This window comes from Dryocola clanedunensis subsp. sulfonylureivorans (assembly GCF_016756775.1).
GTDB classification, from domain to species: domain Bacteria; phylum Pseudomonadota; class Gammaproteobacteria; order Enterobacterales; family Enterobacteriaceae; genus Dryocola; species Dryocola clanedunensis.
In genome coordinates this window covers 1-17266 of record NZ_JAERMU010000037.1, presented here as the reverse complement: position 1 = coordinate 17266, position 17266 = coordinate 1, and the positions used below count along the sequence as shown (strand labels likewise).

Here is a 17266-nt window from a genome sequence, read left to right as displayed (position 1 = left end):
AATCAGGAGGGCTTATCCTGCCATACTGCGAATGAACAGCGCATGCGCAAAAACAAAAAACCCCGCATGCGCGGGGTTTGGAAACGAAGGTTTTTGGATTAACCGGTGTTACGCATCCCGGCGGCAACGCCTGCGATGGTGACCATCAGCGCCTGCTCGACCTGCGCGTTTGGCTCTTCGCCTTTCTCATCCAGCTGACGTGAACGATGCAGCAGTTCTGCCTGGAGAACGTTCAGTGGGTCAGTGTAGATGTTGCGCAGCATGATGGACTCTGCAATCCACGGCAGGTCTTCCATCAGGTGCGAATCATTGGCGATATCCAGCACCACTTTGATATCCGCTTCCAGCTGATCGCGCAGCTGTTTGCCCAGCGTCCACAGCTCCGGCTTCACCAAGCGCTGATCGTAGTATTCCGCCAGCCACAGGTCGGCTTTGGCGAACACCATCTCCAGCATGCCCAGGCGCGTAGAGAAGAACGGCCAGTCGCGGCACATGGTTTCCAGTTCGTCCTGCTTGCCGTCTTCGACAACTTTTTGCAGCGCGGCACCGGCACCCAGCCAGGCAGGCAGCATCAGGCGGTTCTGCGTCCAGGCGAAAATCCACGGAATGGCGCGCAGGGACTCAACGCCGCCATTTGGTTTGCGTTTTGCCGGACGTGAGCCGAGCGGTAATTTACCCAGCTCCAGCTCAGGCGTTGCAGAGCGGAAATACGGCACGAAGTCTTTGTTTTCGCGGATATAACCACGGTACATATCACAGGAGGTGACGGACAGGTCCTCCATGATACTTTTCCACTCTTTCTTTGGCTCAGGCGGCGGCAGCAGGTTAGCTTCCAGAATTGCGCTGGTATAGAGCGACAGGCTGCTAATGGTGATTTCTGGCAGGCCGTATTTGAAGCGGATCATTTCGCCCTGTTCGGTCACGCGCAGGCCGCCCTTCAGGCTACCCGGAGGCTGAGACAGCAAAGCTGCGTGCGCAGGTGCGCCGCCGCGACCGATTGAACCACCACGTCCGTGGAACAGCGTGAGGATGATGCCTGCTTTTTCGCAGGTTTTGATCAGCGCATCCTGTGCCTGGTACTGCGCCCAGGAGGCCGCCATCACGCCTGCGTCTTTTGCGGAGTCAGAGTAGCCAATCATGACCATCTGCTTGCCCTGGATAAAGCCACGATACCAGTCAATATTCAGCAGCTGGGTCATGACGTCGTCGGCGTTATTCAGGTCATCCAGCGTTTCAAACAGCGGCGCAACCGGCAGCGCGAAGGTGCAGCCCGCTTCTTTCAGAAGCAGATGTACGGCCAGCACGTCAGAAGGCGTTTTAGCCATCGAGATAACATAAGCGGCGATTGAACCGTGCGGCGCTTCGGCAACCACTTTGCAGGTTTCCAGCACTTCGCGGGTCTCTTCGCTCGGCTCCCACTGGCGCGGCAGCAGAGGACGCTTCGAGTTTAGCTCACGAATGAGGAAGGCCTGTTTGTCCGCCTCAGACCAGCTTTCGTAGTCGCCGATGCCCAGATAGCGAGTCATCTCGCCCAGCGCTTCGGTGTGGCGAGTGCTCTCCTGGCGAACATCAATACGCACCAGCGGTACGCCAAAGCTCTTCACGCGGCGCAGGGTATCAAGCAGTTGCCCGTTAGCGATGATGCCCATGCCGCAGGCTTGCAGCGACTGATAGCAGGCGTAGAGCGGATCCCACAGCTGCTCGTTCTGGGTCAGCAGGCCTTCAGGCTTCGGCAGACGCTGGCCCTTCAGTCGGGCTTCAAGCCAGGTCTGGGTTGCCAGCAGCTGCTGACGGACGCCTTTCATGATGCAGCGGTACGGTTCCTGAGCCGCATCCGGCCCGGCCAGTTCGCTCAGCTCTGGGGTACATTCCACCATCGACAGTTCGGAAATCAGAACCTGGATGTCGCGCAGGAAAAGGTCGGTCGCTTTCCAGCGGCTGAGTAACAGCACGTGGCGGGTAATATCGGCGGTGACGTTCGGGTTGCCGTCACGGTCGCCGCCCATCCATGAGGTAAAGCGCACCGGTACGAAATCGACCGGCAGCTTATAATCCAGATGCTCTTCAAGCTGTTCATTCAGCTCGCGCAGGTAGTTCGGCACGCCTTCCCACAGGCTGTTTTCAACGACTGCAAAGCCCCATTTGGCTTCATCGACCGGAGAAGGGCGATGCTTACGAATTTCATCGGTGTGCCATGCCTGAGCAACCAGCTGGCGCAGACGGCGCATAATCTGTTTACGTTCGTAATCGGCGATGTCGGCGTGGTCCAGCTGTTTCAGACAGCCATTCACTTCCACCAGCTTGTGGATCAGGGTGCGACGGGTAATTTCGGTTGGGTGTGCGGTCAGCACTAATTCCAGGGAGAGGGACTCCACTGCTTCACGAATGGCCGCCTCGCTGATATCCGGCTGTTCTTTTAATTTTTGGATAGTTTTAGCGATGACTTCAGGATTGCTGGCGGCTTCGCCGTTGGCGGAAATGCTGTGGAACTGCTCGGCGGTGTTGGCCAGATTCAGAAACTGGCTGAACGCACGGGCTACGGGGAGCAGCTCGTCGTTAGACAGATTCTGTAACGTGGTGAGCAACTCCTGACGGTTGGCTTCGTTACCCGCTCGTGAGGATTTTGACAACTTACGGATGGTTTCAACGCGATCAAGGATGTTTTCACCTAACGCATCTTTGATGGTATCGCCGAGCAACTTGCCGAGCATACTGACATTACTTCGCAAAGCGGAATACTGTTCGTTCATTATGACCCCAGACACCCAATCTTTATGTAATTAAATTTCACCCGTGAAGGTTCAACACCGTCTTTATAAAGCCACGTCTGAAACAGTTCGTCAATTGCTACGAAATCGTTTCAGCAAACGAGTAAATGCCGCGAATTCATGAAATTTAATTACCAGGTTTGCTCATAAGTAATTCTTATTGGAATTACAAAAAAACCAGCGGAAAAAGAGGCGAAACGCTCTTTCTCCGCTATTTTTTAATGCCAGCAAAAATGATGCACGACCTGCGTAATGAGTTTGCGCGTCGGCTCGATAAATTTCGTTTCGAGGTATTCGTCTGGCTGGTGAGCCTGATTTATTGAGCCAGGCCCGAGCACCAGCGTAGGGCAAACCGTCTGGATAAACGGCGCTTCGGTGCAGTAGTTCACGACCTCGGTTTGTGCGCCAAGAAGGTCTTCTACAACCTTGACCAGCTGGTGGTCTTTGGCACATTCGTAGCCTGGAATCGGCGGGTGAAGCTCAGAGACGGTCAGACGACCCGGCCAGCGCTGGCTCACTGGCTCCAGTGCTTCGTTAAGCAGGCCGTTGAGGTCGTTTAAGGTCAGCCCCGGAAGCGGGCGGATATCCAGGTGTAGTTCGCAGCAGGCGCAAATACGGTTAGCCGCATCACCGCCGCTGATATGGCCCAGGTTCAGGGTAGGGTACGGCACGGTGAAGGCATCGTGGTGATAGCGATCTTTCAGCGTGTTTTTCAACGACATGATATGGCTGATGGCATCGTGCATCAGCTCGATTGCGTTCACGCCGCGGGCCGGATCGCTTGAGTGACCGGACTGACCAAGAATGCGAATGGCGTTAGAAAGATGGCCTTTATGCGCACGAACCGGCTGTAAAGAGGTTGGTTCGCCGATGATCGCGCAATCGGGGCGCAGGCTGGTGGTTTCGGAGAAGTACCGCGCGCCCGCCATTGTGGTTTCTTCGTCGGCGGTCGCCAGAATATAAAGTGGTTTTTTAAGCACTGACACATCGACATCGCGCAGCGCATCAAGAATGAAAGCGAAGAAGCCTTTCATGTCGGCGGTGCCGAGGCCGTAAAGCTTGTTTTCGTGCTCGGTGAGTGTGAAGGGATCGCGGGTCCAGCGGCCATCGTCGAACGGCACGGTATCAGTATGGCCTGCCAGCAGCAAACCGCCAGCACCGGCACCCGTGCTGGCCAACATATTGAATTTATTGCGCGTTCCTGGGACTGGCTGCACTTCGACGTTAAAGCCTAAATCGCGGAACCAGCCCGCCAGCAAATTGATTAAAGACTCATTGCTCTGATCCAGCGCGCTGTCGGTGGCGCTGATGGAGGGGGTCGCGATCAATGCGCGGTAAATCTCGATAAAAGGAGGTAATTTCATCTTCACTGTTGACAGGCCTTAGCTTGGAATAGTATACATAATCATGCATTAATATTGAATAAAAATACAATAATGCACGCCGTAGTGAAACCACGAATTCTCGTCATTTATAGTAATCACGACCAAGAAGGTGAATAGCCCAGATGTTGAATACGCTGATTGTTGGTGCTAGCGGTTATGCAGGCGCAGAGCTTGTAACCTATTTGAATCGTCATCCTCATATGAACATAACCGCTTTGACGGTTTCAGCGCAAAGTAATGACGCAGGAAAGTTGCTCTCCGATCTGCATCCGCAGCTCAAAGGCATAGTCGACATGCCGTTACAGGCTATGTCGGACATCAGCGAATTTACCGACGGCGTCGATGTGGTGTTCCTGGCAACGGCCCATGAGGTCAGCCACGATTTGGTTCCTCAGTGTTTAGCTGCGGGCTGCGTGGTCATCGATTTATCTGGCGCGTTTCGCGTGAATGATGCGGAGTTTTATCAGCGTTATTACGGCTTCACCCATCAGCATCCCGATCTCCTTGAACAGGCGGTTTATGGCCTTGCCGAATGGCAGAGCGATAAGCTCAAAGAGAGTAATTTAATTTCCGTGCCGGGCTGCTATCCGACCGCCTCCCAGCTGGCGCTCAAGCCGCTGATTGACGCGGGCCTGCTGGATCTGAACCAGTGGCCGGTGATTAACGCCACCAGCGGCGTCAGCGGAGCAGGGCGTAAAGCGGCGATTTCCAACAGCTTCTGCGAAGTCAGCCTGCAACCCTACGGCATCTTCAACCATCGCCATCAGCCGGAAATAGCAACGCATCTCGGCACGCAGGTCATTTTCACCCCTCATCTGGGCAATTTCCCGCGCGGTATTCTGGCGACGATAACCTGTCGTCTCAATAAAGGTGTGACCGCACAGCAGGTGGGCGAGGTCTTCCAGCAGGCTTATAAAGACAAGCCGATGGTGCGCCTGTATGACAAAGGCGTCCCGGCGCTGAAAAACGTGGTGGGGCTGCCGTTCTGCGATATTGGTTTTGCGGTGCAGGATGAGCATCTGATCGTCGTGGCGACGGAAGATAATCTTCTTAAAGGTGCGTCGGCCCAGGCCGTACAGTGCCTGAATATTCGTTTTGGCTTCGCCGAAACGCAGTCTCTTATTTAATCGACAGCCGGGTGACACGATGAATCCGTTAATTATCAAATTAGGTGGCGTACTGCTGGATAGCGAAGAGGCGCTGGAGCGTCTGTTTACCGCGCTGGTCAACTACCGTCAGTCCCACGAGCGCCCGCTGGTTATTGTTCACGGCGGCGGCTGCCTGGTGGATGAGCTAATGAAAAAGCTCTCCCTGCCGGTGACCAAGAAAAACGGCCTGCGCGTGACGCCTGCCGATCAGATCGACATCATTACCGGTGCGCTGGCGGGAACAGCTAATAAAACCTTGCTGGCGTGGGCGAAGAAACACGCGATTAACGGCGTAGGCCTTTGCCTGGGTGACGGCGACAGCGTGACCGTCACTAAGCTGGATGATGAACTGGGCCACGTCGGCCTGGCGAAGCCTGGCTCAGCTAAGCTGATTAACGCCCTGCTGGACGGCGGCTTCCTGCCGATTGTCAGTTCAATTGGCGTGACCGCCGAAGGTGAACTGATGAACGTAAACGCCGATCAGGCGGCGACCGCGCTGGCGGCAACGCTGGGAGCGGACCTGATACTGCTCTCTGACGTCAGCGGCATTCTGGACGGCAAAGGACAGCGCATCGCCGAAATGACGGCGGCGAAGGCGGAGCAGCTGATCGCTCAGGGCATCATTACCGACGGCATGATAGTAAAAGTTAACGCGGCGCTGGATGCAGCACGCACGCTGGGTCGCCCCGTGGATATCGCCTCATGGCGCCATGCGGATCAGCTCCCCTCTTTGTTTAACGGCGTCGCCATTGGCACCCGGATTCTGGCCTAGTTAGCGCATCATTTTGAATTTGAAGGATAAGACAATGCAAAATCACGGCATCAAAAAAATTGTTCTCGCCTACTCCGGCGGCCTCGACACCTCAGCGATCATTCCATGGCTGAAAGAAAACTACGGCGGCTGCGAAGTGGTCGCCTGCGTGGTGGATATCGGCCAGGATCGTGACGATCTGAAAGGCGTTGAGCAAAAAGCACTGCGCTCAGGCGCAACGGAATGCTACGTAGTGGATGCACGTGAAGAGTTCATCAGCGACTATGTTTACCCGGTGCTGCAAACTGGCGCGCTGTATGAAGGCAGCTATCTGCTGGGCACCTCTATGGCCCGTCCGCTGATTGCTAAGGCGCTGGTGGATGTGGCGAATAAAGTGGGCGCGGATGCGCTGTGCCACGGCGCGACCGGTAAAGGTAACGACCAGGTGCGTTTCGAATCGACCTGGGCTGCTCTGGCTCCACACCTGAAAGTCGTAGCGCCATGGCGTGAGTGGAACCTGCGTTCCCGTGAAGCGCTGCTGGATTACCTGAAAGAGCGTGATATTCCGACTACCGCATCGCTGGAAAAAATTTACAGCCGTGACGAGAACGCCTGGCACATTTCTACCGAAGGCGGCGTGCTGGAAAGCCCGTGGAACGCACCGAATAAAGATTGCTGGGTGTGGACTGTCGATCCTAAAGAAGCGCCGGACCAGGCGGAGCAGGTAACTGTTACCGTTAAGCAGGGCAAAGTGGTTGCCGTGAACGGCGAAACGATGAGCCCGTTCAAATGTCTGGAAACCCTGAACGCCATTGGTGCTAAGCACGGCATCGGTCGTATCGATATCGTTGAAAACCGTCTGGTGGGTATCAAGTCCCGTGGCTGCTACGAAACCCCAGGAGGCACCATCATGATGGCGGCCCTGCGTGGCGTTGAGCAGCTGGTGCTGGATCGCGATAGCTTCAAATGGCGTGAGCAGCTGGGCCTGGAAATGTCCTACGTTGTTTACGACGGTCGCTGGTTCGCGCCGCTGCGTAAATCTCTGCAGGCGTCCGCGGAGTCCCTGGCGGAAGAAGTGAACGGCGAAGTGGTGCTTGAGCTGTATAAAGGCCAGGTTACCGCGCAGCAGAAGAAATCCCCGAACAGCCTGTACAGCGAAGAGTTTGCAACCTTTGGCGAAGACGAAGTGTATGACCACAGCCACGCGGGCGGCTTTATCCGTCTTTTCTCGCTGTCATCCCGTATCCGTGCGCTGAACGAGCTGAAGAAGTAATAAAATCGTAGGGTGGATAAACGCAGCGTCATCCACCGCTTGATGGCGGATGGCGCAGGCTTATCCGCCCTACAAAGTAATGAAGAATATTTAATGGAGCATGACTATGGCACTTTGGGGTGGACGTTTTACACAGGCAGCAGACCAGCGGTTCAAACAGTTCAATGATTCATTGCGCTTTGATTACCGCCTGGCTGAACAGGACATTGTTGGCTCTGTCGCCTGGTCCAAAGCGCTGGTCACCGTCGGGGTGCTGACTCAGGCGGAGCAGGTTGAACTTGAGCAGGCGCTGAACGTGCTGCTCGAAGAAGTGCAGGCTGATCCGCAGGCCATTCTGGCCAGCGATGCCGAAGATATTCACAGCTGGGTGGAAGGCAAGCTCATCGACAAGGTGGGCGCGCTGGGTAAAAAACTTCACACTGGCCGTAGCCGTAACGATCAGGTCGCGACTGACCTGAAGCTGTGGTGCAAAATGCAAATCAGCGAGCTGCTGATGGCAACCCGCCAGCTGCAGCAGGCGCTGGTGGAAACCGCAGAAAATAACCAGGATGCCGTCATGCCTGGCTATACCCACCTGCAACGCGCACAGCCTGTCACTTTTGCCCACTGGTGTCTGGCGTACGTTGAGATGCTGGCGCGTGATGAAAGCCGCCTGCAAAGCACGCTGGAGCGTCTGGACGTCAGCCCACTGGGCTGCGGTGCGTTGGCCGGTACCGCTTATGAAATCGACCGTGACCAGCTGGCCGGCTGGTTGGGCTTTGCCTCGGCGACCCGCAATAGCCTGGACAGCGTTTCTGACCGTGACCATGTGCTCGAACTGCTTTCCGATGCGTCTATTGGTATGGTTCACCTCTCCCGCTTTGCAGAAGACCTGATCTTCTTTAATACCGGTGAAGCTGGCTTTGTTGAGCTGTCCGACCGCGTGACCTCCGGTTCTTCCCTGATGCCGCAGAAGAAGAACCCGGATGCGCTGGAGCTGATTCGCGGCAAGTGCGGCCGCGTACAGGGTGCGCTGACCGGCATGATGATGACGCTGAAAGGTTTACCGCTGGCCTACAACAAAGACATGCAGGAAGATAAAGAAGGGCTGTTCGACGCGCTGGATACCTGGCTCGACTGTCTGCACATGTCCGTGCTGGTACTGGATGGGATTCAGGTGAAGCGTCCGCGCTGTAAAGAAGCCGCTGAACAAGGTTATGCGAACGCTACCGAACTGGCGGACTACCTGGTCGCCAAAGGCGTGCCGTTCCGCGAAGCGCACCACATCGTCGGCGAAGCCGTGGTTGAGGCAATTCGTCAGGGTAAAGCCCTGGAGGCGCTCTCCCTTACGGATCTGCAAAAGTTCAGCGCGACCATCGGCGATGACGTCTACCCGATCCTGTCTCTGCAATCCTGCCTGGATAAACGTGCTGCCAAAGGCGGCGTGTCGCCAGCTCAGGTTGCACAAGCTATTGCGGATGCGAAACAGCGTCTGGTTTAAGCTTGCTATGGTGGAAGGCGCTTGCGCTTCTCCACCCTCTATCTCTCCCTTCCTGCCGGCTTCAGGCAAAAAAAAGCGGACATCACGTCCGCTAAAAATTCACGTTGGCTTTCAAGGTCAGAGAACAGAGAGTTTCTCCTCAGCCGAACGTTCGCTTCATGGGTAAGTGAAGCCGTTCGTGCTGTTGGTTTGTATTATTCATCTTCACCCTTGATAGGGATAATCGTTCATTGCTATGCTATCTATCGCCATGGGCTATCATGGCGCCGGAGGATGGACAATGAATATTCGTGATCTTGAATACCTGGTGGCGTTAGCTGAACATCGCCATTTTCGTCGGGCAGCGGATGCCTGTCATGTCAGCCAGCCGACCCTGAGCGGCCAAATCCGTAAACTGGAAGATGAGCTGGGCGTCATGTTACTGGAGCGCACCAGTCGCAAAGTATTATTCACGCAGGCAGGTTTGCTGCTGGTCGATCAGGCCCGCACCGTGCTGCGTGAAGTGAAAGTGCTTAAAGAGATGGCTAGCCAGCAGGGCGAGGCGATGTCCGGCCCACTGCATATCGGTCTGATCCCAACCGTTGGGCCCTATCTGCTACCGCAGATCATCCCGATGCTGCATAAAACTTTCCCGAAACTCGAAATGTATCTGCACGAAGCGCAGACCCATCAGCTGTTAGCGCAGCTGGACAGCGGGAAACTCGACTGTGCCATTCTGGCGCTGGTTAAAGAGAGCGAGGCCTTTATTGAGGTGCCGCTGTTTGACGAGCCGATGGTGCTGGCGATTTATCAGGACCACCCATGGGCGAATCGCGACCGCGTGCCGCTGTCAGACCTGGCGGGCGAAAAGCTGCTGATGCTGGAAGACGGGCACTGCCTGCGCGATCAGGCGCTGGGCTTCTGCTTTGAGGCGGGCGCTGAAGAAGACACGCATTTCCGGGCAACCAGCCTGGAGACGTTACGTAACATGGTCGCTGCGGGCAGCGGTATTACTCTGCTTCCGGCCCTGGCCGTACCGAATGAGCGCGAGCGTGATGGGGTGGTTTATTTGCCTTGTTATAAACCAGAACCGCGCCGTACGGTGGGCCTGGTTTATCGTCCGGGGTCGCCGCTGCGCAGCCGCTATGAGCAGCTGGCAGAGGCCGTCCGGACGCAGATGGACGGTCATTTCGACTCGGCGTTAAAAGAGGCGGTTTAAGCCGTTAAGCGCCGCTACCCGATAGGCTTCCGCCATCGTCGGGTAGTTAAAGGTGGTGTTAACGAAGTACTCAATGGTGTTACCTCCACCTTTCTGCTCCATTATCGCCTGGCCGATGTGGATAATTTCCGCGGCGCGCTCCCCGAAACAGTGGATCCCCAGAATCTCTTTCGTCTCGCGATGGAAGAGAATTTTCAGCGTTCCCACGTTCATACCCACGATTTGCGCGCGCGCCAGGTGTTTAAACTGGGCGCGACCCACTTCATAAGGCACTTTCATGGCGGTCAGCTGCTGCTCGGTTTTACCGACGGAGCTGATTTCAGGAATGGTGTAAATCCCGGTCGGGATATCCTCAATCAGATGCGCCGTCGCTTCGCCTTTAACGAGCGCCTGTGCTGCAATACGGCCCTGATCGTAGGCTGCCGAAGCCAGGCTCGGATAACCAATCACATCGCCTACCGCGTAGATATGCGGCAGGGCAGTCTGGTACATGCTGTTGACCTTCAGCAGGCCACGGCTGTCTGCTTCCAGACCAACATTTTCAAGCGAGAGCGAATCCGTGTTGCCCGTACGGCCATTGGCATACAGCAGGCAATCGGCTTTGACCTTCTTGCCGGATTTCAGCGAAACAATCACGCCGTCTTCCACGCCTTCGATACTTTCAAACTCTTCGTTATGGCGGATAACAACGCCGCTGTTCCAGAAGTGGTAAGAAAGTGAGTCTGACATTTCCTGATCCAGGAAGGCCAGCAGGCGGTCACGCGTGTTAATTAAATCCACTTTCACGTTCATACCGCGGAAGATCGACGCGTATTCACAGCCGATGACCCCTGCGCCATAAATAATGACGTGGCGCGGCTCGTGGTGCAGGTTAAGAATGGAGTCGCTGTCGTAAACGCGTGGGTGGGCGAAATCCACTTCCGGCGGGCGATAAGGTCTTGAGCCGCAGGCAATCACGAACTTCTCTGCGGTAATCATCTCTACCGAACCGTCGTGGCATTCCAGCGCAATGGTGTGCTCATCCACAAATCTTGCGTCACCCTGCAGCATCTCGCAGCGGTTGCGCTCATAGAAGCTCTGGCGCATGCGGGTTTGCTGGTTAATCACGCTGTCTGCATGGTTAAGAATGTCGGCGAAAGAGGAGCGAAGGAGGTGGGTGTGGTCGCTGTATAACGGGTTTTGGTTGAATTCGATAATACGGCTGACGGCGTGGCGAAGGGCTTTTGACGGGATGGTGCCCCAGTGGGTGCAACCGCCGCCGACGTTATGGTAGCGCTCGATAACGGCTACCCTGGCGCCAAGCTTCACCAGCCCCATAGCAGCGCCTTCGCCGCCCGGGCCGGAACCAATTACTACTGCATCATAATCGTAGGAGTGTGACATGGTAAGGCTTACCTGTTCTTATACATAAAAGCAACATGATGGTAACATCAACGGCGGTATAACCCAATTATCCCTGTGCTTTTTCATTTGTAACGCGAAGTCGCTCGCGTAAACAATCATTCACAATCCTGTTTAAAAGCGGTAGCGTTAGTATCTGGTATAGTGCCATTTCGGTTTGAAGGAATCAGGCAACGTGATGGGTGTAAGAGCACAACAAAAAGAACGAACCAGACGTTCTCTGATTGAAGCCGCATTTAGTCAGTTAAGCGCGGAACGCAGCTTCGCAAGCCTCAGCCTGCGTGAAGTTGCCCGTGAGGCAGGGATTGCGCCAACCTCGTTTTATCGCCATTTTCGCGATGTGGATGAGCTAGGGCTGACGATGGTTGATGAAAGCGGCTTAATGCTGCGCCAGCTAATGCGTCAGGCCCGACAACGAATTGCCAAAGGCGGCAGTGTCATCCGCACTTCCGTTTCCACGTTCATGGAGTTTATCGGTAATAACCCTAACGCATTCCGCTTACTGCTGCGTGAACGTTCCGGGACTTCCGCTGCTTTTCGTGCCGCCGTGGCACGTGAAATACAGCACTTTATTGCGGAACTTGCCGACTATTTAGAACTCGAAAATCGCATGCCGCGCAGCTTTACTGAAGCGCAGGCGGAAGCGATGGTAACCATTGTATTTAGTGCCGGTGCCGAGGCGCTGGACGTTGATATCGACCAGCGGCGTCAGCTCGAAGAGCGCCTGGTGTTGCAGCTGCGCATGATCTCCAAAGGCGCGTATTACTGGTATCGCCGGGAACAAGAGAAGATGTCGCTGGCGCAATTATCCGAAGAGTGAAGGACGAGTGATGAAACAGTTACAAGAGAAAGGTACGCTGGTGTTGGCGTTTATTGCTGGCCTGTCAATTAACGGCTCCTGTGCCGCGCTGTTTAGTTCGATAGTACCGTTTACTATCTTCCCCCTTATTGCTCTGGTGCTGACGGTCTACTGTCTGCATCAGCGCTACCTGAACCGCACCATGCCGGTTGGCTTGCCAAAATTAGCCGCGGCCTGTTTTATTCTCGGCGTTCTGCTGTATAGCGCCGTGGTGCGTGCAGAGTATCCGGCGATTGGCTCCAACTTCCTGCCGGCGGTGCTTTCTGTGGCGCTACTGTTCTGGATTGGTCTGAAGATCCGCGCCCGCAAAGCGCAGATGACCGAGTAAGTTCAGCCACAAACAAAAATGGACGCCGAGGCGTCCGTTAGTTTGCTGACAAAGAAGGAAAAAACGTGGTTTTTCCTTCTTTGTGGAAAGCAGGCGAAAATCAATGAATTGATTTTCCTTGTTATTTATTCGGTGAGATCTTTGCGAAACGCATTCGCTTTAGGTTTGTCATCAGTCTGACGGACGCCGAGGCGTCCGTTTTGCTATTTGCGCGTCAGCCACACGCCGCATTCCATATGGTGGGTATAGGGGAACTGGTCAAAGAGAGCGAGGCGTGAAACAACATGCGTTTCGCTCAGCGTTTCCAGGTTTTCACACAGGGTTTGCGGGTTGCAGGATATATAAAGAATTTGTGGGTAAGCCTGCACCATCTTCACCGTGTCGGCATCCAGCCCGCTGCGCGGTGGATCGACAAAAATTGTTTCGCACTGATAGCTCTTCAGATCTATGCCCTTCAGACGATTGAACTCACGCACGCCGTTCATCGCCTGCGTAAACTCTTCCGCAGCCATGCGGATAATCTGCACGTTTTCAATTTCGTTGGCTGCGATATTGTATTGCGCGGCGGCAACGGAAGGCTTCGCGATTTCAGTAGCCAGCACGCGGTTGAAGTTGCGCGCCAGCGCCAGAGAAAAGTTACCGTTACCGCAGTACAGCTCCAGCAGATCGCCGCTGGCGTTTTTCGTCGCGTCCAGCGCCCACTCCAGCATCTGAATATTCATCGCCGCGTTCGGCTGGGTGAAGCTGTTTTCCACCTGGCGGTAGATCATCTCTTTCCCCGCTACCGGCAGACGTTCGTCGATGTAATCCTGATCCAGTTCGATTTTGGTCTTTGTCGCCCGGCCAATCAGGTGAACGTTGAAACCGCGTGCGCGCAGGGAATCACGCAGCGCTTCGGCATGTTCACGCCATTCTTCGTCAAGCTTGCGGTGATAAAGCAGTGATACCACGGCCTGGTTGCTGAGGGTGGTCAGATAATCAATCTGGAAAAGCTTGTGGCGCAGAGAGGGAATATCCCGCACGCCGTCTAACATGGCTGGCATCAATTCATTAATCAGCGAGCTTGCCGCCGGGAAGCTGTTGACCCGGATGCGCTGTTTGGTCTGCTGGTCGAACATAATATGGTAGAGATCGTCTTCATCATGCCAGATACGGAACTCAGCGCGCATACGGTAATGGCTGACAGGTGAGCGGAACACCTCCGGCGCAGGTGCGGCAAACGGCACCATCATGCTCTGCAGGCGGGCAACTTTCTCTGCCAGCTGCGCGTCGTAAAGGTCTGTCGGGAGATGTTCGGGTGTCATGGCGGCTACCTGTTAATGAAGTCAAACTACGCGGCGATTTTAGGGAATAGCCCCGGGATGTCCAGTCTCTTTGTCAGCTGAGGGCTAACTGGAGGTCTGGACTTCTATATGGCGGTAAAGGTAGCATGCGCTCTCCGGCCTCCTGAGAGTTAAAAGGGAACCCAGTGCAATTCTGGGGCTGACGCGCAGCGGTAAGGAAGAGTGGGATGAACGCAAATGCAGACACTGCTTATTAATAAGTGGGAAGTCCTCATCTATAAAACACCTCCAAGCCCGAAGACCTGCCGGTTAACGTCGCAATCTGCATAACTATCGCGTGCTATCTGTTATGCCTGCGGCATCCTTATTAGAAGTGGATGCTTAAATAAATGATGATAAAAAAAGTTTCGCTGCTTACGGCGTTATCCGTAACGGCGTTTTCTGGCTGGGCGCAAGACAGCAATTCTGACGATACTCTGATGGTTACCGCCAGTCGATTCCAGCAGCCGGTGAATACCGTGCTTGCGCCGACGGATATTATTACCCGTCAGGATATCGACAAGTGGCAGGCAAAATCTCTTAACGACGTAATGCGTCGTTTGCCGGGCGTGGATATCGCGCAGTACGGTGGCATGGGGCAGGCGTCCTCCATGTTCATTCGCGGTACTAATCCAAGCCACGTTCTGGTGCTGATTGACGGTGTTCCCGTTGCGCGCACCGGTATTTCCAATACTGCCGACTTCAACCAAATCCCAATTTCGCTGGTCCAGCGCGTTGAGTATATTCGCGGGCCTCGCTCTGCTGTTTATGGCTCCGGTGCGATTGGCGGCGTCATCAACGTGATTACCCACTCAGATGAAGAGAAATCACAGATCACCGCTGGTATGGGATCTAAGGGTTACCAGCAGTACGACGGCACATTGCGTCATCGATTTGGCGATACCATGGCAACCATCGCCGGCTCATACGACACGACCAAAGGCTTTAATTCCCAGCCGAATTCTACTTACAGCGGCGACAACGACCGCGACGGCTCCCGGAATAAAACGTTCTGGGGTAGCGTAGAGCATAAATTCAACGAAGAGTTTGACGGTTTCTTCCGTGGCCACAGCTATACCAATAACAACGACTACGATTTAGGTAGCCCACCGTTCTCTCCCTCTTATAGCGCGAATGAAGAACAGCTCTATAACCAGGGCTACGACGCCGGCCTGCGCTTTAACTCCGGGATCTACTCTTCCCAGCTGATTGCCAGCTACCAGAAAGTGAAAGATTACAACTACAGCAGCGAGTACGGCCGCTATAACGACGGTACTACGCTCGACAACATGTCTCAGCGTAATCTTCAGTGGGGCAATAACTTTGTCGTTGGCAACGGCTCGATCAGTGCCGGGGTGGACTGGCAGCAGCAGCGCCTTACCTCTTCTGACACCGTGCTTTCCGACACCTACAAGCGTGACAACACCGGGGTTTACCTGAGCGGCCAGCAGCAGTATGGCGATGTGACACTGGAAGCATCCGGCCGTGAAGATCATGACGAACAGTTTGGCTGGCACGGCACCTGGCAAACCGCAGCGGGTTGGGAGTTTGTCGAGGGATATCGCGCGACTGTTTCTTACGGAACCGGATTCCTTGCACCATCCCTTGGTCAGCAGTTTGGCTCAACGCGATTTGGCATAGACTCCAACCCGAACCTGAAACCTGAAGAGTCTAAACAGTGGGAGGCTGGCCTTGAAGGTCTGACTGGGCCTCTGGACTGGCGTCTGTCGGCGTACCGTTACGAAATCCAGAATCTGATCACCTATTATTCCGATCCTGTGACCTATGCCGGCTCTTACGACAACATCGACTCAGCAACAATTAAAGGTGTGGAGTGGACGGGCAGCATTGATACCGGCATCTTTACCCATAAAGTTACGCTGCAATATACGGATCCGCGTAATGACCAGAATGATGAAGTGTTAGCGCGTCGTGCGAAACGTCAGGCGAAATACCAGCTCGACTGGACGATGTTTAACGTCGATATGGACGTGGCCTGGCAGTACTACGGCAAGCGCTATGACAACAACACTTCTGCTTACAGCTCTACGCAGACTATTTTGCCGAGCTACAGCACAGTTGACGTCTCTGCTTCATATCCAGTCACCTCTCAGCTAACCGTTCGTGGTAGAATCGCCAACCTGTTCGATAAAGATTACGAGACGGTTTATGGCTATCAAACCCCAGGACGGGAATACTACCTCACTGGCAGCTATACCTTCTGATGCACGCCCCACGGTACTGGTCTTTGATTCCGGTGTCGGGGGGCTTTCAGTGTATAACGAGGTTCGGCAGCTCCTGCCGGACCTGCATTACATCTATACCTTCGATAACGTAGCGTTTCCCTACGGCGAAAAAAGCGAAGAGTTCATTGTTGAACGTGTAGTGGAGATTGTCACTGCCGTTCAGGAACGCTATCCGCTTGCGCTGGCTATTATCGCGTGCAATACCGCAAGCACGGTCTCCCTTCCTGCTCTTCGTGAGAAATTCGCGTTCCCCGTTGTAGGCGTTGTTCCAGCCATCAAACCAGCCGCCCGCATGACGGCTAATGGCATTGTTGGTCTGCTTGCTACGCGAGGCACGGTTCGCCGTCCTTATACCCATGAGCTGGTGGCTCGCTTCGCTACTGAGTGCAAAATTGAAATGCTGGGTTCGGCTGAGCTTGTAGAGCTGGCGGAAGCGAAACTGCATGGTGAACCGGTATCTCTTGAGGAGCTTCGTCATATTCTGCGTCCGTGGCTGCGCATGAAGGAGCCACCGGATACCGTCGTGCTGGGCTGCACTCACTTCCCTCTACTACAGGAAGAGCTGCTTGAGGTGCTTCCGGAAGGGACACGCCTGATTGATTCCGGTGCAGCTATTGCACGCCGTACTGCATGGTTGTTAGAGCACGAAGCCCCGGAAGCTTTATCTACAGAGGCGAACACTGCTTTTTGTATGGCGTTTACGCCAGAAACGGCAAAGCTTTTGCCAGTACTGGAGCGCTATGGCTTCAAAACGCTCGAAAAACTGGCTGTTTGCAGCGAGTTTGCACAAAAAAACGACGCTTGATAAAAAATTGCAAATTAGGGGTTGTCACATTCCTAAAAATCCCTATACTGCGCCTCCACTGACACGGCACAACGGCTTACAAACCGGCCCTTCAGTCAGACGAAAGCGAAAATAAACACTTGACTCTGAAAGAGGAAAGCGTAGTATACGCCACCTCGAGTTAGCAAGCGAAAGCGCGTAACTCACTGCTCTTTAACAATTTATCAGACAATCTGTGTGGGCACTCGCAGGATTGATATCTCAAGCATCTTCGGATGCAAAAAAATATCAAGTCTTGAAGAGTGACCAGGCAGTAATTCATT

At 54.5% G+C, this 17266-nt stretch carries 13 protein-coding genes and 1 riboswitch; of the genes, 9 read left to right on the top strand and 4 right to left on the bottom strand.

All coding sequences use genetic code 11. The annotated features are described in order from the left end of the window. Positions 1-98 precede the first annotated feature (98 nt). Positions 99-2750 (bottom strand): phosphoenolpyruvate carboxylase, encoded by a 2652-nt coding sequence (gene ppc, locus HYQ67_RS22170; RefSeq protein ID WP_202307932.1) that lies wholly within the window; start codon positions 2748-2750, stop codon positions 99-101. 236 nt (positions 2751-2986) lie between these two features. After that, positions 2987-4138, bottom strand: a complete 1152-nt coding sequence (gene argE / locus HYQ67_RS22165) for an acetylornithine deacetylase (RefSeq protein WP_202307930.1) — start codon at positions 4136-4138, stop codon at positions 2987-2989. A gap of 137 nt (positions 4139-4275) precedes the next feature. Between argE and argC the strand changes: the two genes are divergently transcribed. The 5 genes from argC to oxyR all read left to right on the top strand — a co-directional run bounded on the left by argC (position 4276) and on the right by oxyR (position 10003). After that, complete coding sequence (argC, locus tag HYQ67_RS22160) at positions 4276-5280, top strand: N-acetyl-gamma-glutamyl-phosphate reductase (protein WP_202307928.1); 1005 nt, start codon at positions 4276-4278, stop codon at positions 5278-5280. Positions 5281-5299: 19 nt separating this feature from the next. Then, on the top strand, positions 5300-6073 hold the full coding sequence (gene argB / locus HYQ67_RS22155; RefSeq protein WP_202307926.1) for an acetylglutamate kinase: 774 nt from the start codon (positions 5300-5302) through the stop codon (positions 6071-6073). 34 nt (positions 6074-6107) lie between these two features. Continuing rightward, the gene (locus tag HYQ67_RS22150; protein ID WP_202307917.1) at positions 6108-7325 is read left to right on the top strand and encodes an argininosuccinate synthase; all 1218 of its coding nucleotides are present in this window, start codon (positions 6108-6110) and stop codon (positions 7323-7325) included. Between the two features lie 106 nt (positions 7326-7431). Beyond that, complete coding sequence (gene argH / locus HYQ67_RS22145; protein WP_202307915.1) at positions 7432-8805, top strand: argininosuccinate lyase; 1374 nt, start codon at positions 7432-7434, stop codon at positions 8803-8805. A 280-nt stretch (positions 8806-9085) separates the two neighbouring features. Next, entirely contained in the window at positions 9086-10003 is a 918-nt protein-coding gene (oxyR, locus tag HYQ67_RS22140; RefSeq protein WP_202307913.1) for a DNA-binding transcriptional regulator OxyR, read from the top strand. Here oxyR and sthA read toward each other — a convergent pair. Then, entirely contained in the window at positions 9986-11386 is a 1401-nt protein-coding gene (sthA, locus tag HYQ67_RS22135; RefSeq protein WP_202307911.1) for a Si-specific NAD(P)(+) transhydrogenase, read from the bottom strand. The genes oxyR and sthA overlap by 18 nt on opposite strands. A gap of 196 nt (positions 11387-11582) precedes the next feature. Between sthA and fabR the strand changes: the two genes are divergently transcribed. Beyond that, complete coding sequence (gene fabR, locus HYQ67_RS22130) at positions 11583-12224, top strand: HTH-type transcriptional repressor FabR (protein WP_167614724.1); 642 nt, start codon at positions 11583-11585, stop codon at positions 12222-12224. 10 nt (positions 12225-12234) lie between these two features. Next, complete coding sequence (locus tag HYQ67_RS22125) at positions 12235-12591, top strand: YijD family membrane protein (RefSeq protein ID WP_202307909.1); 357 nt, start codon at positions 12235-12237, stop codon at positions 12589-12591. Between the two features lie 203 nt (positions 12592-12794). Here the strand turns inward: HYQ67_RS22125 and trmA are convergent, their stop codons facing one another. After that, positions 12795-13895: a tRNA (uridine(54)-C5)-methyltransferase TrmA gene (gene trmA, locus HYQ67_RS22120; RefSeq protein ID WP_202307907.1), complete on the bottom strand. Its 1101-nt coding sequence runs from the start codon at positions 13893-13895 to the stop codon at positions 12795-12797. Positions 13896-14013: 118 nt separating this feature from the next. Beyond that, a riboswitch (cobalamin riboswitch) is annotated at positions 14014-14198 on the top strand. A 68-nt stretch (positions 14199-14266) separates the two neighbouring features. Here trmA and btuB point away from each other — a divergent pair. Both btuB and murI read left to right on the top strand, forming a co-directional pair. Next, positions 14267-16138, top strand: coding sequence for a TonB-dependent vitamin B12 receptor BtuB (gene btuB, locus HYQ67_RS22115; protein WP_202307966.1), 1872 nt, complete (start codon positions 14267-14269; stop codon positions 16136-16138). Further along, positions 16083-16964, top strand: a complete 882-nt coding sequence (murI, locus tag HYQ67_RS22110; protein WP_202307905.1) for a glutamate racemase — start codon at positions 16083-16085, stop codon at positions 16962-16964. The genes btuB and murI overlap by 56 nt, the downstream gene beginning before the upstream one ends. Positions 16965-17266: the final 302 nt, after the last annotated feature.

Bases quoted from the DNA above. Each gene is read 5' to 3' on its own strand.
- HYQ67_RS22125 (WP_202307909.1), top strand. From the start codon at position 12,235: ATGAAACAGTTACAAGAGAAAGGTACGCTGGTGTTGGCGTTTATTGCT.
- btuB (WP_202307966.1), top strand. From the start codon at position 14,267: ATGATAAAAAAAGTTTCGCTGCTTACGGCGTTATCCGTAACGGCGTTT.
- argB (WP_202307926.1), top strand. From the start codon at position 5,300: ATGAATCCGTTAATTATCAAATTAGGTGGCGTACTGCTGGATAGCGAA.
- trmA (WP_202307907.1), bottom strand. From the start codon at position 13,895: ATGACACCCGAACATCTCCCGACAGACCTTTACGACGCGCAGCTGGCA.
- argC (WP_202307928.1), top strand. From the start codon at position 4,276: ATGTTGAATACGCTGATTGTTGGTGCTAGCGGTTATGCAGGCGCAGAG.
- murI (WP_202307905.1), top strand. From the start codon at position 16,083: ATGGCTATCAAACCCCAGGACGGGAATACTACCTCACTGGCAGCTATA.
- oxyR (WP_202307913.1), top strand. From the start codon at position 9,086: ATGAATATTCGTGATCTTGAATACCTGGTGGCGTTAGCTGAACATCGC.
- HYQ67_RS22150 (WP_202307917.1), top strand. From the start codon at position 6,108: ATGCAAAATCACGGCATCAAAAAAATTGTTCTCGCCTACTCCGGCGGC.
- ppc (WP_202307932.1), bottom strand. From the start codon at position 2,750: ATGAACGAACAGTATTCCGCTTTGCGAAGTAATGTCAGTATGCTCGGC.
- argH (WP_202307915.1), top strand. From the start codon at position 7,432: ATGGCACTTTGGGGTGGACGTTTTACACAGGCAGCAGACCAGCGGTTC.
- fabR (WP_167614724.1), top strand. From the start codon at position 11,583: ATGGGTGTAAGAGCACAACAAAAAGAACGAACCAGACGTTCTCTGATT.
- sthA (WP_202307911.1), bottom strand. From the start codon at position 11,386: ATGTCACACTCCTACGATTATGATGCAGTAGTAATTGGTTCCGGCCCG.